Below are 14,513 nucleotides of genomic sequence, written 5' to 3'. Positions count from 1 at the left end.
ACCTGAGCACCCGACCGGGAGTCCCCGTTGGCCACTGGTACGGAACCACCAGCGACAGAACCCCATCCCGGACGCGGCGGCGTACACACCGGTACGCGCGCCGCGATCGCCGCCCCGCATCTGCGGACCGACCGCTGGTGGCTGGCGCCCGCCACCACCGCGGCCGGTCTGCTGGCCTTCATCGTGTACTCGACCTGGCGGGCCTTCGCGGACGCGCACTACTACGCGGCCCCGTATGTCTCGCCGTTCTACTCGCCCTGTCTGGCGGAGCGCTGCGAGCCGATGCACGCGGGCCCCAACTGGGAGATCTTCGGCAGCTGGTGGGGCATCTCACCGGCGATCATCATCCTGATCTTCCCGCTCGGCTTCCGCCTGACCTGCTACTACTACCGCAAGGCGTACTACCGCGGCTTCTGGGCCTCCCCGCCCGCCTGCGCCGTCGCCGAGCCGCACAAGAAGTACACCGGTGAGACCCGCTTCCCGCTGATCCTGCAGAACATCCACCGGTACTTCTTCTACGCCGCCATCCTCGTCGCGGGCATCCTCACCTACGACACCGTCCTGGCGTTCCGCGACGAGGACTACGAGTGGGGCCACATGGGTCTCGGCACCCTCGTCTTCCTCGTCAACATCGTGCTGATCTGGGCGTACACCCTCTCCTGCCACTCGTGCCGGCACATCGTCGGCGGCAAGCTCAAGCATTTCTCCAAGCATCCCGTGCGCTACCGGATGTGGCAGTGGATCGGGAGGCTCAACGCCCGCCATATGCAGCTGGCCTGGGCGTCGTTGGTGAGTGTGGCGCTCGCCGACTTCTACGTGTATCTGGTCGCGTCCGGTGTCTTCGACGACCCCAGGTTCTTCTAGACGGGCTTCTGGCCGGGAAAGAGGCGTTTTTCGATGTCCGTGGTGGAACGGCAGGAGTGGGACGTCGTCGTGGTCGGCGCCGGGGGTGCGGGCCTCCGCGCGGCGATCGAGGCACGGGAGCGGGGCGCCCGTACCGCCGTGATCTGCAAGTCCCTGTTCGGCAAGGCCCACACGGTGATGGCCGAGGGCGGTATCGCCGCCGCCATGGGCAACGTCAACGAGAACGACAGCTGGCAGGTCCACTTCCGCGACACCATGCGCGGCGGCAAGTTCCTCAACCAGTGGCGGATGGCCGAGCTGCACGCGCGCGAGGCCCCCGACCGGGTGTGGGAGCTGGAGACCTGGGGCGCCCTCTTCGACCGTACGAAGGACGGCCGGATCTCCCAGCGCAACTTCGGCGGCCACGAGTACCCGCGCCTCGCCCACGTCGGCGACCGTACGGGTCTGGAGCTGATCCGCACCCTTCAGCAGAAGATCGTGTCGTTGCAGCAGGAGGACCATCGCGAGACGGGTGACTACGAGTCCCGGCTGAAGGTCTTCCAGGAGTGCACGGTCACCCGCGTCCTCAAAGATGGCTCGCGGGTGTCCGGGGTCTTCGCCTACGACCGCGAGTTCGGCCGTTTCTTCGTCCTGAAGGCCCCCGCCGTCGTGATCGCGACGGGCGGCATCGGCAAGTCCTTCAAGGTGACGTCCAACTCGTGGGAGTACACCGGCGACGGCCACGCCCTGGCGCTGCTCGCGGGCGGCGCCCTGCTGAACATGGAGTTCGTGCAGTTCCACCCGACGGGCATGATCTGGCCGCCGTCGGTCAAGGGCCTGCTGGTGACCGAGTCGGTGCGCGGTGACGGCGGGGTGCTCAGGAACTCCGAGGGCAAACGGTTCATGTTCGACTACATCCCGGACGTCTTCAAGGAGAAGTACGCGCAGTCCGAGGAGGAGGGCGACCGCTGGTACGAGGACCAGGAGAACAACCGGCGCCCGCCCGAACTGCTCCCCCGCGACGAGGTCGCCCGCGCGATCAACTCCGAGGTGAAGGCGGGCCGGGGATCGCCCCACGGCGGGGTCTTCCTGGACGTGTCGACCCGGATGCCCGCCGAGGTCATCAAGCGCCGGCTGCCGTCCATGTACCACCAGTTCAAGGAACTGGCCGATGTCGACATCACGGCGGAGCCGATGGAGGTCGGGCCGACCTGTCACTACGTGATGGGCGGCATCGCGGTCGACTCCGACACGGAGGGCGCGCTCGGGGTGCCGGGGCTGTTCGCGGCCGGTGAGGTCGCGGGCGGGATGCACGGCTCGAACCGGCTCGGCGGCAACTCGCTGTCCGACCTCCTGGTGTTCGGGCGCCGGGCGGGCTGGCACGCGGCCGAGTACGCGGCGGGCCTGGCCGGCTCCCGCCCACCCGTGGACGAGACCCAGGTGGACATGGCGGCCGCCGAGGCCCTGCGCCCCTTCTCCGCCGAGGGCCCGACGACGGGCCAGGACGCCGGACGGCCTCCGGAGAACCCCTACACCCTCCACCAGGAACTCCAGCAGGCCATGAACGACCTGGTCGGCATCATCCGCCGCGCGGGCGAGATGGAGCAGGCCCTGGAGAAGCTGGCCGACCTCCGGGCACGGGCCCGACGGGCCGGTGTGGAAGGCCACCGGCAGTTCAACCCCGGCTGGCACCTCGCGCTCGACCTGCGCAACATGCTGCTGGTCAGCGAGTGCGTGGCGCGGGCCGCGCTGGAGCGCACCGAGTCGCGTGGCGGCCACACCCGCGAGGACCACCCGACGATGGAGCGCGACTGGCGCCGGGTGAACCTGCTGTGCCGACTGACCGACCCCACCGGCGAGTTGGCGGCCCCCGCCGGCGCCCAAATCGCCCTCACCCGTGAGACCACCGAACCCATCCGCACCGACCTGCTCGCCCTGTTCGACAAGGAGGAGCTGGTCAAGTACCTCGCCGAAGAGGAGCTGTACGAGTGAGCAGCTACGAGGCCCGTTTCAAGGTGTGGCGGGGCGATGTCGAGGGCGGCGGCCTGGAGGACTTCGCGGTCGAGGTCAACGACGGCGAGGTCGTCCTCGACATCGTCCACCGCCTCCAGGCCACCCAGGCCCCCGATCTCGCCGTGCGCTGGAACTGCAAGGCGGGCAAGTGCGGTTCGTGCTCGGCCGAGATCAACGGGCGGCCCCGGCTGATGTGCATGACCCGTATGTCGGTCTTCACGAGGGAGGAGACGATCACCATCACCCCGCTGCGGGCCTTCCCCGTCGTACGGGACCTGGTCACGGACGTGGGCTTCAACTACCAGAAGGCGAGGGAGGTCCCGTCCTTCGTACCGCCCGAGGGGGTGGGGCCCGGCGAGTACCGGATGACGCAGGAGGACGTGGACCGCTCGCAGGAGTTCCGCAAGTGCATCGAGTGCTTCCTGTGCCAGGACACCTGCCATGTGGTCCGCGACCACGAGGAGAACAAGCCGGCGTTCGCTGGCCCGCGCTTCCTGATGCGCGTCGCCGAGCTGGACATGCACCCCCTGGACGCCGCCGACGCCTCCGGCCTGGACCGCAAGGCCACCGCCCAGGACGAGCACGGTCTCGGCTACTGCAACATCACCAAGTGCTGCACCGAGGTCTGCCCCGAGGGCATCAAGATCACCGACAATGCCCTGATCCCGCTGAAGGAGCGCGCGGTCGACCGCAAGTACGACCCGCTGGTGTGGCTGGGCTCGAAGATCAGGAGGCGTTCATCGACCGGCTGAGGGGCGGACGCGGCCGGGGCGGTCGGCGAGGAGGCTCAGGTACCAGCTGCCGAGGAACGCGAACACGGCCACGGTGAGCAGGGTCGGCTCGTCGACCCGGTACGACGCGTACATCACGCACATGCCCACCGCACCGAGCAGTGACGAGCAACCCCACAGATGGGGCCGCAGGGTCTTGGCGCGCAGCCAGGGCAGCAGCCATCCGGTGCGGATCGCGAGGACCGCGAACGTGGTCACCACCACGGTGACCGCCACCGTGAGCACCGCCATGGCGATGTCGAACATGTCCCCCGCCTCCCGTATGTCCCCCCGTGGAACCGTGAACGGATCATGTCACCCGTACCGCGTGGACACCAGCCCCGCCCGGAGGCCTCATCGCTCCCCATCCGCCTCCCCTCGCACCACCCCGGTCGCGGGCACGCGAAAAGCGCCATACGCTCCCAAATGTGACGTCGCGTCTGGGGAGAAGTCGGTCGCGCGGCGCCACGTCGCACATAGGTGTGCGGGTGGCGCACGCCGCGTTCGGAGGGCTGGCCGCCCTGGGCTGGCTGCTGCTGCCTCCGACCACGGCCCCGACCGTGGCGGACCGCACCACGGACACGGCCATGGCCGACCGCACGACGGACACCGCCCTGGCCGACGACTCCGGCCACGCCGACCGCGCCAACCACGCCGACCGCGCCGAGCCACCGGCGGCCCGGGAGACGGCCGCCGAGGACACCGACAGCTCCGCCACGGATCTGATCCTGCCGGTCGCGGCCGCCGGCGCGGCAGCGGCTGTGGCCACGTACTCGCTCATGCGCCGCAGAAGGCGCACGGCCCTGCACACGACCCCGGCCGGCGGACCCCCGCCGTCCCCCGCCGCCTCCCTCCCCGACCTGCGCGACCAGGGCCGACGCCTCCTCGTCGCCACCGACGACAGCGTCCGTACGAGCGCCGAGGAACTCCGCTTCGCGGCGGCCCGCGCGGGCAACACCGAGGCGCGGCCGTACGTCGACGCCCTCACGGAGGCCCGCGCCGAACTGTCGGCGGCCTTCCGCGCCCGCCGCCAACTGGACGAGCTGGGCGAAGGGCCGATGGCGGTGCCTCCGGAGACCGAGCGTGCCCTGTGGGAGGAGGTCGTCCTGCGCTGTACGACGGCACAGCGCCGACTCGACGTGGTGGCCCCCGGGTTCGACCAACTCCGCGCGCTGGAGCGGGACATGATCCCGGCACTGGAGTGCGCGGAGGCCCGCTTCCGCGAACTGACCACTCGTACGTCGACGGTGGCCACCACGCTCACCGACCTCCACGACCGCTACGCCCCCACCGCGCTCCTCTCCATCACCGGCGACGTCGAACAGGCCAAGGACCGCCTGGTGTTCGCCACGGCCGAGCTCAACCGGGCCCGCCAGCACACCGACACGACCGACCACCGGATCGCCGCCGCGCACCTGAGGGCGGCGGAGGGCGCGATCGACCAGGCGGACATCTTCGTGACGGGCGTGGAACGCCTGGCCACGGCCCTCTCCCAAGCGGCCGAGACCGCCAAGCACGGCGTCCCCTACACCGGCTCCTACGCGGACCCCCTGGACGCCCTGCGCCGCCAGGGCCGCTGGCTCCTCCCGGCCCACAGCGCGGTGACCTCGGCGGCGGACTTCATCACCACCCACCGGGCAGCGGTGACCGCCGAGCCCAGAACCCTGCTGGCGGAGGCGGAAAGGCAGTTGAGGGCAGCGGAGACGACGACACCTTCCAGCGCCCCCGAGGGCACCCCGTACGCCCAGCAGGCCCACACCCTGGCCCAGAAGTCCCGACGCCTGGCCGAACAGGACGTACGGGCATACGGCAACCCCTACGGGGGCCCCCTGGGCGACGGCATGGCCGGCGCCCTCCTGGGCGGCATCCTCCTGGGCGGCCCCGAAGCCGGCAGGGGCGACCTACGGGGCCCGGCCTGCTACGGCGGCCCGGCAACGAGGGAGCGCAGGGTGGTAGGGGGCCAGTTCTGACCACTGTTGCCTGCGCCTCGCAGAAGACGGCCCTGGTAGGAGGCGGTTGTCGGTCCTGCGGGCGGACGAAATGCCGGGCGCAGCCCGCATTTCAGGGGCGCGGGGCTGTGTCGATTTGCGGCTCCGCCGCGTGGGCGCGACAAGCCCCCACCGACCGTCAGCCCGCACCCGACCGAAGCACCCCTCTGGTGACGACGATCCCCTAAAACAGGCTCAACAACGCCTCCGCCGGATCAGCCAACCCGTTCTCGTCCCCCGGCAACGGAAGCTCGAACCACACGGTCTTACCCCGAGGCGTCCGCCGCGACCCCCACGCGGCGGACAGCAGCCCGACCAACTGCAACCCCCGCCCACCTTCATCCGTGTCCCGCGCCCGCCGCCGCCGCGGCTGCACGAGCCCGGCGTCCCACACCTCGCACACCAGCGTTCTGTCGAGCAGCAGCCGCAGCCGAATCTCCCCCTCGCCATAACGCAGCGCGTTGGTGACCAGCTCACTGACCAGCAACTCCGCGGTGTCGACGAGCGGTTCGAGATCCCAGGCGAGCAACCGCCCCCGGGCGTACTCCCGGGCCCGCCCCACACTGCGCGGCTCGCGCGGCAGCGTCCAGTCGCCGACGGAGTCCTCCGGCAGCCCCTGGACACGTGCCATCAGCAGGGCGATGTCGTCCTCGCCGTGGTGGGTGTCGAGGGTGTTGAGGACGTGGTCGCAGATGTCCTCAAGGGAGCGGGGGACACCGGGGCGCAGGGTCGTGGGTGACTGCGCGGGGTCGGTGAGCGCGCCCACGAACGCCTGCAGCCCCTCGTCGAGGGGGTGGTCGCGGGATTCGACGAGTCCGTCGGTGTAGAGCGCGAGGAGGGCCCCTTCGGGCAGTTCGACCTCGACCTCCTCGAACGGCTCCCCGCCGACCCCGAGCGGCATCCCGGGCGGTACGTCCAGCATCAGCGCGCTCTCGCCGGGCTCGACCAGCACCGGCGGCAGATGCCCGGCGTTGGCGAACGTGCAGCGCCGCGTCACCGAGTCGTAGACGGCGTACACGCAGGTGGCGAGGTACACCTCGGCGAGGTCCTTGTCGCGGGGCCTGCTGGCGGCCGTACGGGACGCCGACTGGACGCCTCCGGAGGTGCCGAGGCCACGGGCGATCTCGTCCAACGCCGAGAGCACCTCGGCGGGTTCGAGGTCGAGCAGGGCCAGCGTACGGACGGCCGTGCGGAGTTCGCCCATCGCCACCGCCGCGCGGAGCCCTCGGCCCATGACGTCGCCGACGACGAGTGCCGTGCGGTGCCCGGGGAGTTCGATGACGTCGAACCAGTCGCCGCCGACCTCGGTGGCCGCGTTGCCCGGCAGATAGCGGCAGGCGATGTCGAGCCCGGAGGCCTCGGGGTCGCCCGGTGGGAGGAGCGAGCGCTGGAGGATGAGGGCGCGTTCGTGTTCGCGGCGGTAGAGGCGGGCGTTGTCGATGCAGACGGCGGCGCGGGCGGCCAGTTCGACGGCGAGGGCCCGGTCGCGTTCGCCGAACGGCTCGCTGCCCTTGGTCCGGGAGAACTGGACGAGTCCCACGACGGTGTCGTGGGCGACCATCGGCACGGCGAGCGTGGTCTGGATGAGGGTGTCCTCTTCGGCGACTTCCTTGGGTCGGCCGGTGCGCAGGGCGTCCGCGCAGGGCGAGTTGAACGCGTAGTGGTGGACCGCGCCGACCCGCACCGGGGCGGGGCCGCCGAGGAAGGGGGCCTCGTCGACCGCGCTGGCGAAGGCGACCCGGCGCAGTTCGGCGCTGCCGTCGGCGAGGCCGGGCGGGGTCTCGTCGCCGACGAGCAGGCCCTGGTAGAGGTCGACGGTGGCGAGGTCGCAGAAGCCGGGGACGACGACGTCGAGGAGTTCGCGGGCGGTGGTCTCCAGGTCGAGGGAGTTGCCGATACGGGAACCGGCCTCGTTGAGGAGGGCGAGATTGCGCCGGGCGGCGGCCGCTTCGCGGGCGGCGGTGCGGCGGGCCGTGATGTCGATGGCCAGCCAGGCGATACCGATGGGGCGACCGGTGCCGCTGTGCACGCGGTAGAGGTTGACGGACCAGTCGCGGCGCTCCTCGACACCGGGCAGCGTGCCCGTGACATGCATGTCCGTGATGGGGTCGCCGGTCTCCAGCACGCGGCGGAGCGTCGCCTCGACGCGCTCGGCCTCCGGGGACTGCAGATAGTCGTGGACGCCCCGGCCGCGGTGGTCGTCGACATCGCCGCCGTAGACGGTCGCGAAACGATCATTGGCGCGGCGTACCCGCAGGTCGGTGTCGATCAGAAGGAAACCGAACGGAGTTTGGCCGAAAATGGACTGCGATGCGGCAAGGTCGGTCTCTATCCGACGCAGCGTGCGGACGTCCACGACGATGCAGACGGCGGCCCGGTCGCCGCCCTCCACCGTGGTGGGCATCACATAGACCTCGGCCAGCCCCTCGGCCCCCTCCGGCCCCGGCACCCGGAAGGGGACCACTCCGGTCCACTCCCGGCCGTCGAGGATCTCGGCCATCTTCCGCTGGCCCTCCGCGCGCCGGTCGGGGTCGATGAACGCCTCTACGGGGTCCATGCCCACGGCCTGCTCCGCGGTGATGCCGAACAGCTGCTCGGCGCGCAGACTCCACTGGTCGACGAGGCCGTCGGGGCCGATGGAGAACGAGGCGACCTTGATGTAGTCGTACATCGATCCGGGCGGGCTGGTCTGCCACATCGGGTCACCGGCCCCGCCGTCCCCGGCCATGGCCGCGGGTACGCCGACAGCGGCCCGGCGCGGTCCGGAATCGACCGCGGCCCTGGGCCTCGCGCCGCCCGACGGTTTCCCGGCCCCCTTGGACCCCATGGACTCCGTGGCCTTCGCTGGTATCTCGCTCACGCGAACCGTCCCCTCCAGCTCACCGCGTCCGGCTTCGGTCACCAGGGGCGGCTGCCCGCAGTATCCAGCACTACGGCGCCGCACAACACGGTGTTCACGATCACAGCACGATCCCGATCGTTTTTGGACCTGCCGCAACATACTCCCAAGTCTTCTAACCAGGGGATGCCCCCTCGAATCAAAGACTCCAGCCACCCCTACTGGCTTGAACCAGTCGGTCGCACGCGCGCCCCCGGGAGCCGCCCCCTCCCCCGGCCCGTACGCCGTGGACGCCGGTCGTGCACCAAGGGCTTCGCCCCGTACGCCCAGGAGTCCACGCCTCCGGGTACCGCAGGGCACTCGACGGGGTACCGGGGTCGGCCTCGCGCGTTCAGCCGGGGAGGGTCAGCTCGAACCAGACCGTCTTGCCGACGCCCCCGGGGCGGGTGCCCCAGGCCCTCGACGAGCAGGCCACCAGCTGCAGTCCGCGACCGCTCTCGTCGTCGACCGCGGGGGCACGTTCACGGGGCGGGTCGGGCAGCGGGTCGGAGACCTCGACGAGCAGGGTGCCCGGCGGGTCGACGGGGCGGACGAGACGGACGCCGATGGGGCCGGTGGCGTGCCGGAGGGCGTTGGTGACGAGTTCACTGACCAACAGAGCGGCGACGTCACCCACGGCGTCGAGCCCCCACTCCCGCAGCCGGCTCCGCACAACGGCACGGGCGGTGCGCACGGCGTCCGGCTCCGCGGGGAAGGTCCATTCGGCGCGGTCATCTCCGGCATCTCCGGTGTCGCTCACGCCGATCACTTCCCAGTCCAGAAGCGGTGCCTGTCCGGTTTCGTGGGGTTAATGGCCACATACCCGATATCCGGACCGCCGTACCGCGCATGAGGGCGCACGGTAGCACCAACGGCGTACGGCCGGTTTCGAGGGGGGTGCCTGAGGTTTGCGCTTCACCTGCGGGCCGAAAAGCATGGGGCGCAGCCCCTGCTTTTCAGGGGCGCGGGGCTGTGTCGATGTGCGGCTCCGCCGCGTGGGCGCGAGCAACCACAACGCACCCGCACCCGCCAAAACCCCCCGCACCCCCGAGCTATTAGGCGCGCGGCAGCTACTAGGCGCGCGGCCCCCAAGCCAACCGTGCCGTCTCCATCACGGCCGGGACATCCTGGTCCAACCAGTCGACGTCCCACACCTCGTCCACGCTCAGCCAGCGCAGCTCATCGTGGTCCTCCAACGGCCGCGGCTCCCCCGAGAGCAGGTGGGCGATCCACACCCGCAGCACATATCCGGGTCTCACGGGCCACTCCCCGGGCACCCGCTCCGCGGACTTCGCCTCGATGCCCAGCTCTTCGCGCAGCTCGCGCACGAGTGCCTGTTCGGGAGGTTCGCCGGGCTCCACCTTGCCGCCGGGCAACTCCCAGCGGCCGGCCAGCTCAGGCGGTGCGCTGCGGCGGGCGGCGAGCAGGCGCCCCTCGCTCAGCAGGGCGGCTCCCACCACCACGATCGGTTCGGTCATGCGCGGGAGCCTACGGGAGCGGACGTATCGGCAGGGCGCGGTGGTTCATTTACTCCCGCTCTGCCCGTTGCGGCTGTTCTGCTCGACGCGCTCGACCCAGTAGAGCTGCTTGTGCCCGCGGCCGTCGAGGCTGTCCGCGATCTTCTGCGCCTCGGCGCGGGTCGCATACCTGCCCACGCGGTAGCGATTGCCGTTGTCGTCCTGCCTTATGACGAGCCAGGGAAGCGTGATCGTGCCGTCGTTCATCAAGCCCCATCGCTCCTTCCCACCCCGGTGCGTCCAGGCCCGACCCCCGGATTCCACCGGACCCCGCCACCCAAGGAAACCGCAATCCGCATATGCCCGAGGGTACGCCTAACCTTCACTCAGCGAATCCGCCTTTTCACAAAGAGGTACGCAACCAGCCAAGATGGAGGGGGCGCACTCCGTCGAACGCGCCGTCGATCACTACCCGCGCGCCCCCCAGCGCCTCAACGAGCAGCGATCCAGCGCGATCCGCACGAAGCGGGACGCCGCCGGGCCCCAGGACGCACCGACACCGAGAACGACCGAATTCGAACTGCGTTCGGACACCCTAGAAGCCCACGACGGCTTCAACTTCCCTCCGGCAAGGGCCACTTGACCCATGCCCGCGTCACCGTCCACTACACACGAACCCGACAAATTCCCCGAACTGGGCAGCGTCGCAGGACACTTCATCGCCATGGCGGGCAGGGGGAAACGGACAAGGCACGGAGCAGACAGGGCACATGGGCCCGACGCGGCAGACGGGCACGCCGACACGAGCCCCCGCGTGATCAGCAGATGGACGGCGTCGATCTCGCCCCCGGGCGAGCCGCTGTCACTTCACCGGCAGGTGGTACGCCACTCGGTAGCGGTCGGCGGGGACGACCACGTCCGCCGTCTCGACGGGGCGGCCGGAGGCGTAGTACGTGCGGTGGACGACGAGGACCACATGGCCGGGGACGCCGCCGAGGACGACAAGCTCCTCGGCGAGTCCGGGGCGGGCGCCGACCTCCTCGGTGACGTTGTCCACGACGACGTCGATGGCGGCCATGCGCTCGACGACGCCCATACCGCCGAGGGGGCCCTCCTCGGGGAGCATCACCGGCGTGCGGCCGGTGACGGCGAGGGGCTCCCAGGAGGTGGAGAGCATCATGACCTCGCCGGCGTCCCGGAAGGTGTACTTCGTGCGCATCACCCGGTCACCGGGCTGGATGGCCAGTCGCTCGGCGATCGCGCCGCCGGCCTCGACCTGCTCGCTGTGCGACTCCCAGGTGCCGCGCGCGGTGGCGTCGGCCTGCTCCTGGCGGAACGGCGTGGCCCCACCCGCGGGCCGGAATCCGGAGCGGGCGACCCGCCGCGGCACCGGCCGCTCCCGCACATATGTGCCCGATCCGGAGCGGCCCTCGACGAGCCCCTCGGCCATCAGCACCTTGCGGGCCTCCAGCGCGACCGTGTCCGAGACGCCGTACTCCTCGCGGATGCGGGCCTGGGAGGGGAGGCGGGTGTGCGGTGGCAGCGAGCCGTTCACGATCTTCCTGCGGAGATCACCCGCGACACGCAGGTACGCCGGCTGCTCACCGAAAGTCACTGGCCGCTCCCATCTGGCTGTACAGACAGCAACAGCCTGGCAACCGTGGGTTGCGCCACGCAAGCAGAGGCCAGAGAATCACTCGATGTGATGACATAGGCCCGGTAGGGGCTTTACGCAGGCACTTTCTCCCCGCTATGGACGCCGTCACACCTCCACACCGGAGTCATCCCCTCCGCCGCCGCCCGAGCCACCCTCGTCGGTGCCCTCGTCGTCGTAGGCCGGTGGTGTGGTGGCCAGCCCCAGAGCCTCGCGCGCGGTGACCACCTTCGGGCCGTCGGTGAGGCGGTACGCCTTGTCCCAGTGCTCGCTGAAGGTCTCGGCGTCGGCCGCGTCGGCGGCCTCCTGCCACTCCTCGCGGGCCTGGTCCAGGGCCTTGGCGTAGTCGGTCACCGCCGGCTCGGCGCCGAGGTCCCAGTCGTGCGCCCGCAGCGCCGCCGTCTGCTGTTCGAGAGCGTCGACGACCTTCGGCGCCCACTCCTTGTGGGCGGGCAGGTCGTCCTCGACGTACTCGGTGTCGGGGATCGCGTCGTAGGCGTCGTTGAGGAAGGCGTCGGCCTCCAGGAACGCGTACTGGTCGGCGTCGAGGGTCGTCTCGTCCTGGCGCAGCGAGCCGGTCAGACCGGCCTCGGCGTCCGCGTTGCCGAACATGCAGGTGATCTGACGATCGCCGTAGCGCCAGCTCTGCCGGGTGGGCGTGAAGTAGTACACGTCAACGTAGGCCGGGAAGGCCCAGCTGTCCATCGCGTACCGGTCGGAGAGGTCGTAGCACTTCTCGTTCGCGACGTCGGTGACCGCGTCGTCGCCCGGGTAGTCGCCGTCCGGCATCGGGACGTTGGCGAACACCTCGGCGTCGTGCTCGCCCTCGCACGGCACGGTGTCGACGTCGTACGCGTAACCCTCCAGGGAACCGCTCGGGGCGTCGAAGCACTCGCCCTTCTCGACCGTGAAGGTGGTGCCGGCGCTGCTCGCGGCGTCCCGGAAGCCGTTCCACGCATCGCGCGCGCCCCCTGTGGCGAGGGCGAGCGTGAGCAGGAGCGCGCCGACCGTGGACAGCACGATTCCGGCCACCGCCATGCCCTTGCCGCGCTCGCCCCTCCGGCGGATCTGCGTCAGCGCGACGATGCCGAACACGAGTCCCACACCGGGGAGGAAGCAGAGGGCGCCGAGGGTCAGCGCCGTGATCGCGAGGCCGTTGACGGGCGGGGGCGGGTTCAGCGCGGGGTACGGGTACGCCTGCGGCTGGGGCCGGTACGGGTGTGGCTGCCCCGGGGGCGCGAACGGGGCGCCCGGGGGCTGTTGGGGCCCGAGGGGCGGGGGTGTGGCCACGGGGTGGTACTCCTTGTTGCCGCGGGAACTGGCGTGCGAGTGGGGGGCCTAAGGGCGCATCGTAAGGGGGGTGATGGCTTTGTGAGCGGCTGCGGGTTCGTCGTGGTTGCTCGCGCCCACGCGGCGGAGCCGCACAATGTCAGAGCCCCGCGCCCCTGAAAAGTGGGCCTGCGGCCCCTTTTCAGGTGCCGCGCGGTCCCCCCCTCGTGCTTACCCTGTGGGCATGTCACCTTTGGCGGATCGGTTCTGTTCTGCGGACGGTACGCGCGTTCCCGCTGCCTCGTTGGACTGGTGTTGTCCGGCCTGTCGGGGGCCGCTCGATCTGGACTTCGCGCCCACGCCCGCGCCGCTGAAGGCCTTGGCCGGGCGGGTGAACTCGCTGTGGCGGTACGCGGAGTGCCTGCCGCTGGGGGCGCCCTCGGTGTCGCTGGGTGAGGGGCGGACTCCGCTGGTCGAGCTGAAGGACGGGGTCTCGGCCAAGCTCGACTTCCTGATGCCGACGCTGTCCTTCAAGGACCGGGGCGCGGTGCTCCTCGCCGAGCTGGCCCTGCGGCTCGGGCCCGGCCGGGTCGTCGCCGACAGCAGCGGCAACGCGGGCACTGCGATCGCCGCGTACTGCGCACGGGCCGCACTGCCCTGCACGGTGTACGTGCCCGCCGGTACGTCGGCCAAGAAGCTGGAGCAGATCGACGCGCACGGCGCGCGGCTGGAGGTCGTCGACGGCGACCGGGAGGCGACGGCGAACGCGGCCCGCGAGGCGGCCGACACCGAAGGCGTGTTCTATGCCTCGCATGTCTACAACCCGTACTTCCTGCACGGTACGAAGACCTACGTCCACGAGCTGTGGGAGGACCTCGGCGGCCGACTGCCCGAGGTGATCGTCGTACCGGTCGGCAACGGCACCCTGCTGCTGGGCGCGGCGCTCGCCGTCGCCGAGCTGCACTCGGCGGGGCTGATCGGCCGCCGTCCCGCGCTCGTCGCCGTCCAGGCGGCGGCGGTCTCACCGCTGTCCCACGCGTTCGCCGAGGGCGCCGACGACGTCATCGGGGTCACCCCCATGGCCCCCACCTTCGCCGAGGGCATCGCGATCCCCCGTCCGCCGCGCGCCCGCCAGATCCTCCGCGCGGTCCGCGACTTGGGCGGGACCTTCCTCACCGTGACCGAGGACCAGATCCGCCACGCCCAGCGCGACCTGGCCTCCCGGGGCCTGTATGTCGAGTCCACGGGCGTGGCCTGCTGGGCCGCCGTACGCGAGGGCGCCCTCGGCGGCCGTACGGCGGTGGTGCCGCTGTGCGGGGCCGGACTGAAGACGGGGCCGGCGGCGGACTGAGGACGACCGATCGCCGCAGCAGGCCCGGCGGAAACCGCGGACGCCCCATCGCCTCACCGCGCCCGGCAGGACTGCGGACGCCCGATCGGCTCACCACTCGCGGCAGGGCTCAGAACACCGCGAACAGCAGGACGGCGAGGAACGCCGCACCGACCGCCTGCAGCAGTGCGCTGCTCCTCTTGTGTCCGAGCCACACCAGCAGCACCCCGGCGGCCACCGCCAGCACGCGGAACTCACCGTTGAACACCAGCAGTACGCCGAGAATCGCCAACGCCACCCACATGGTGACT

At 71.0% G+C, this 14,513-nt stretch carries 13 protein-coding genes; 5 read left to right on the top strand and 8 right to left on the bottom strand.

What is annotated here, in order from left to right; all coding sequences use genetic code 11:
- Positions 1-27 precede the first annotated feature (27 nt).
- From ACWD4G_RS24485 to ACWD4G_RS24475, 3 genes are read left to right on the top strand one after another with little or no spacing between them, the layout of a single operon-like run.
- Positions 28-864, top strand: coding sequence for a hypothetical protein (locus ACWD4G_RS24485; RefSeq protein WP_451296780.1), 837 nt, complete (start codon positions 28-30; stop codon positions 862-864).
- Positions 865-897: 33 nt separating this feature from the next.
- Positions 898-2,835: a fumarate reductase/succinate dehydrogenase flavoprotein subunit gene (locus tag ACWD4G_RS24480; RefSeq protein WP_451296778.1), complete on the top strand. Its 1,938-nt coding sequence runs from the start codon at positions 898-900 to the stop codon at positions 2,833-2,835.
- On the top strand, positions 2,832-3,608 hold the full coding sequence (locus ACWD4G_RS24475) for a succinate dehydrogenase/fumarate reductase iron-sulfur subunit (RefSeq protein ID WP_451296776.1): 777 nt from the start codon (positions 2,832-2,834) through the stop codon (positions 3,606-3,608). Before ACWD4G_RS24480 ends, ACWD4G_RS24475 begins: the two co-directional genes overlap by 4 nt.
- On the opposite strand, the gene ACWD4G_RS24470 is transcribed toward ACWD4G_RS24475, so the two are convergent.
- A complete protein-coding gene (locus tag ACWD4G_RS24470; RefSeq protein ID WP_451296774.1) occupies positions 3,594-3,893 on the bottom strand; it encodes a hypothetical protein in 300 nt (99 codons plus the stop codon). The two genes, ACWD4G_RS24475 and ACWD4G_RS24470, sit on opposite strands and share 15 nt — an antisense overlap.
- 221 nt (positions 3,894-4,114) lie before the next feature.
- Between ACWD4G_RS24470 and ACWD4G_RS24465 the strand changes: the two genes are divergently transcribed.
- Complete coding sequence (locus ACWD4G_RS24465) at positions 4,115-5,596, top strand: hypothetical protein (RefSeq protein WP_451296772.1); 1,482 nt, start codon at positions 4,115-4,117, stop codon at positions 5,594-5,596.
- A gap of 202 nt (positions 5,597-5,798) precedes the next feature.
- On the opposite strand, the gene ACWD4G_RS24460 is transcribed toward ACWD4G_RS24465, so the two are convergent.
- The 6 genes from ACWD4G_RS24460 to ACWD4G_RS24435 form a co-directional block, all read right to left on the bottom strand.
- A complete protein-coding gene (locus tag ACWD4G_RS24460; RefSeq protein ID WP_451296770.1) occupies positions 5,799-8,474 on the bottom strand; it encodes a SpoIIE family protein phosphatase in 2,676 nt (891 codons plus the stop codon).
- 370 nt (positions 8,475-8,844) lie between these two features.
- Entirely contained in the window at positions 8,845-9,261 is a 417-nt protein-coding gene (locus ACWD4G_RS24455) for an ATP-binding protein (protein WP_451296768.1), read from the bottom strand.
- A 304-nt stretch (positions 9,262-9,565) separates the two neighbouring features.
- Positions 9,566-9,970 (bottom strand): (deoxy)nucleoside triphosphate pyrophosphohydrolase, encoded by a 405-nt coding sequence (locus ACWD4G_RS24450; RefSeq protein WP_451296766.1) that lies wholly within the window; start codon positions 9,968-9,970, stop codon positions 9,566-9,568.
- A gap of 45 nt (positions 9,971-10,015) precedes the next feature.
- On the bottom strand, positions 10,016-10,216 hold the full coding sequence (locus tag ACWD4G_RS24445; protein WP_451296764.1) for an SPOR domain-containing protein: 201 nt from the start codon (positions 10,214-10,216) through the stop codon (positions 10,016-10,018).
- Between the two features lie 595 nt (positions 10,217-10,811).
- Entirely contained in the window at positions 10,812-11,564 is a 753-nt protein-coding gene (locus ACWD4G_RS24440) for a GntR family transcriptional regulator (RefSeq protein ID WP_451296762.1), read from the bottom strand.
- 147 nt (positions 11,565-11,711) lie between these two features.
- Complete coding sequence (locus ACWD4G_RS24435; RefSeq protein WP_451296760.1) at positions 11,712-12,893, bottom strand: DUF4190 domain-containing protein; 1,182 nt, start codon at positions 12,891-12,893, stop codon at positions 11,712-11,714.
- 223 nt (positions 12,894-13,116) lie between these two features.
- Here ACWD4G_RS24435 and ACWD4G_RS24430 point away from each other — a divergent pair, with 223 nt between their 5' ends.
- Complete coding sequence (locus ACWD4G_RS24430; RefSeq protein WP_451296758.1) at positions 13,117-14,223, top strand: pyridoxal-phosphate dependent enzyme; 1,107 nt, start codon at positions 13,117-13,119, stop codon at positions 14,221-14,223.
- 109 nt (positions 14,224-14,332) lie between these two features.
- On the opposite strand, the gene ACWD4G_RS24425 is transcribed toward ACWD4G_RS24430, so the two are convergent.
- The gene (locus ACWD4G_RS24425; RefSeq protein ID WP_451297067.1) at positions 14,333-14,500 is read right to left on the bottom strand and encodes a hypothetical protein; all 168 of its coding nucleotides are present in this window, start codon (positions 14,498-14,500) and stop codon (positions 14,333-14,335) included.
- Between the last annotated feature and the right edge of the window lie 13 nt (positions 14,501-14,513).

Source organism: Streptomyces sp. NPDC002643, from assembly GCF_053592555.1.
This window is presented reverse-complemented; position numbering and strand designations above follow the sequence as displayed.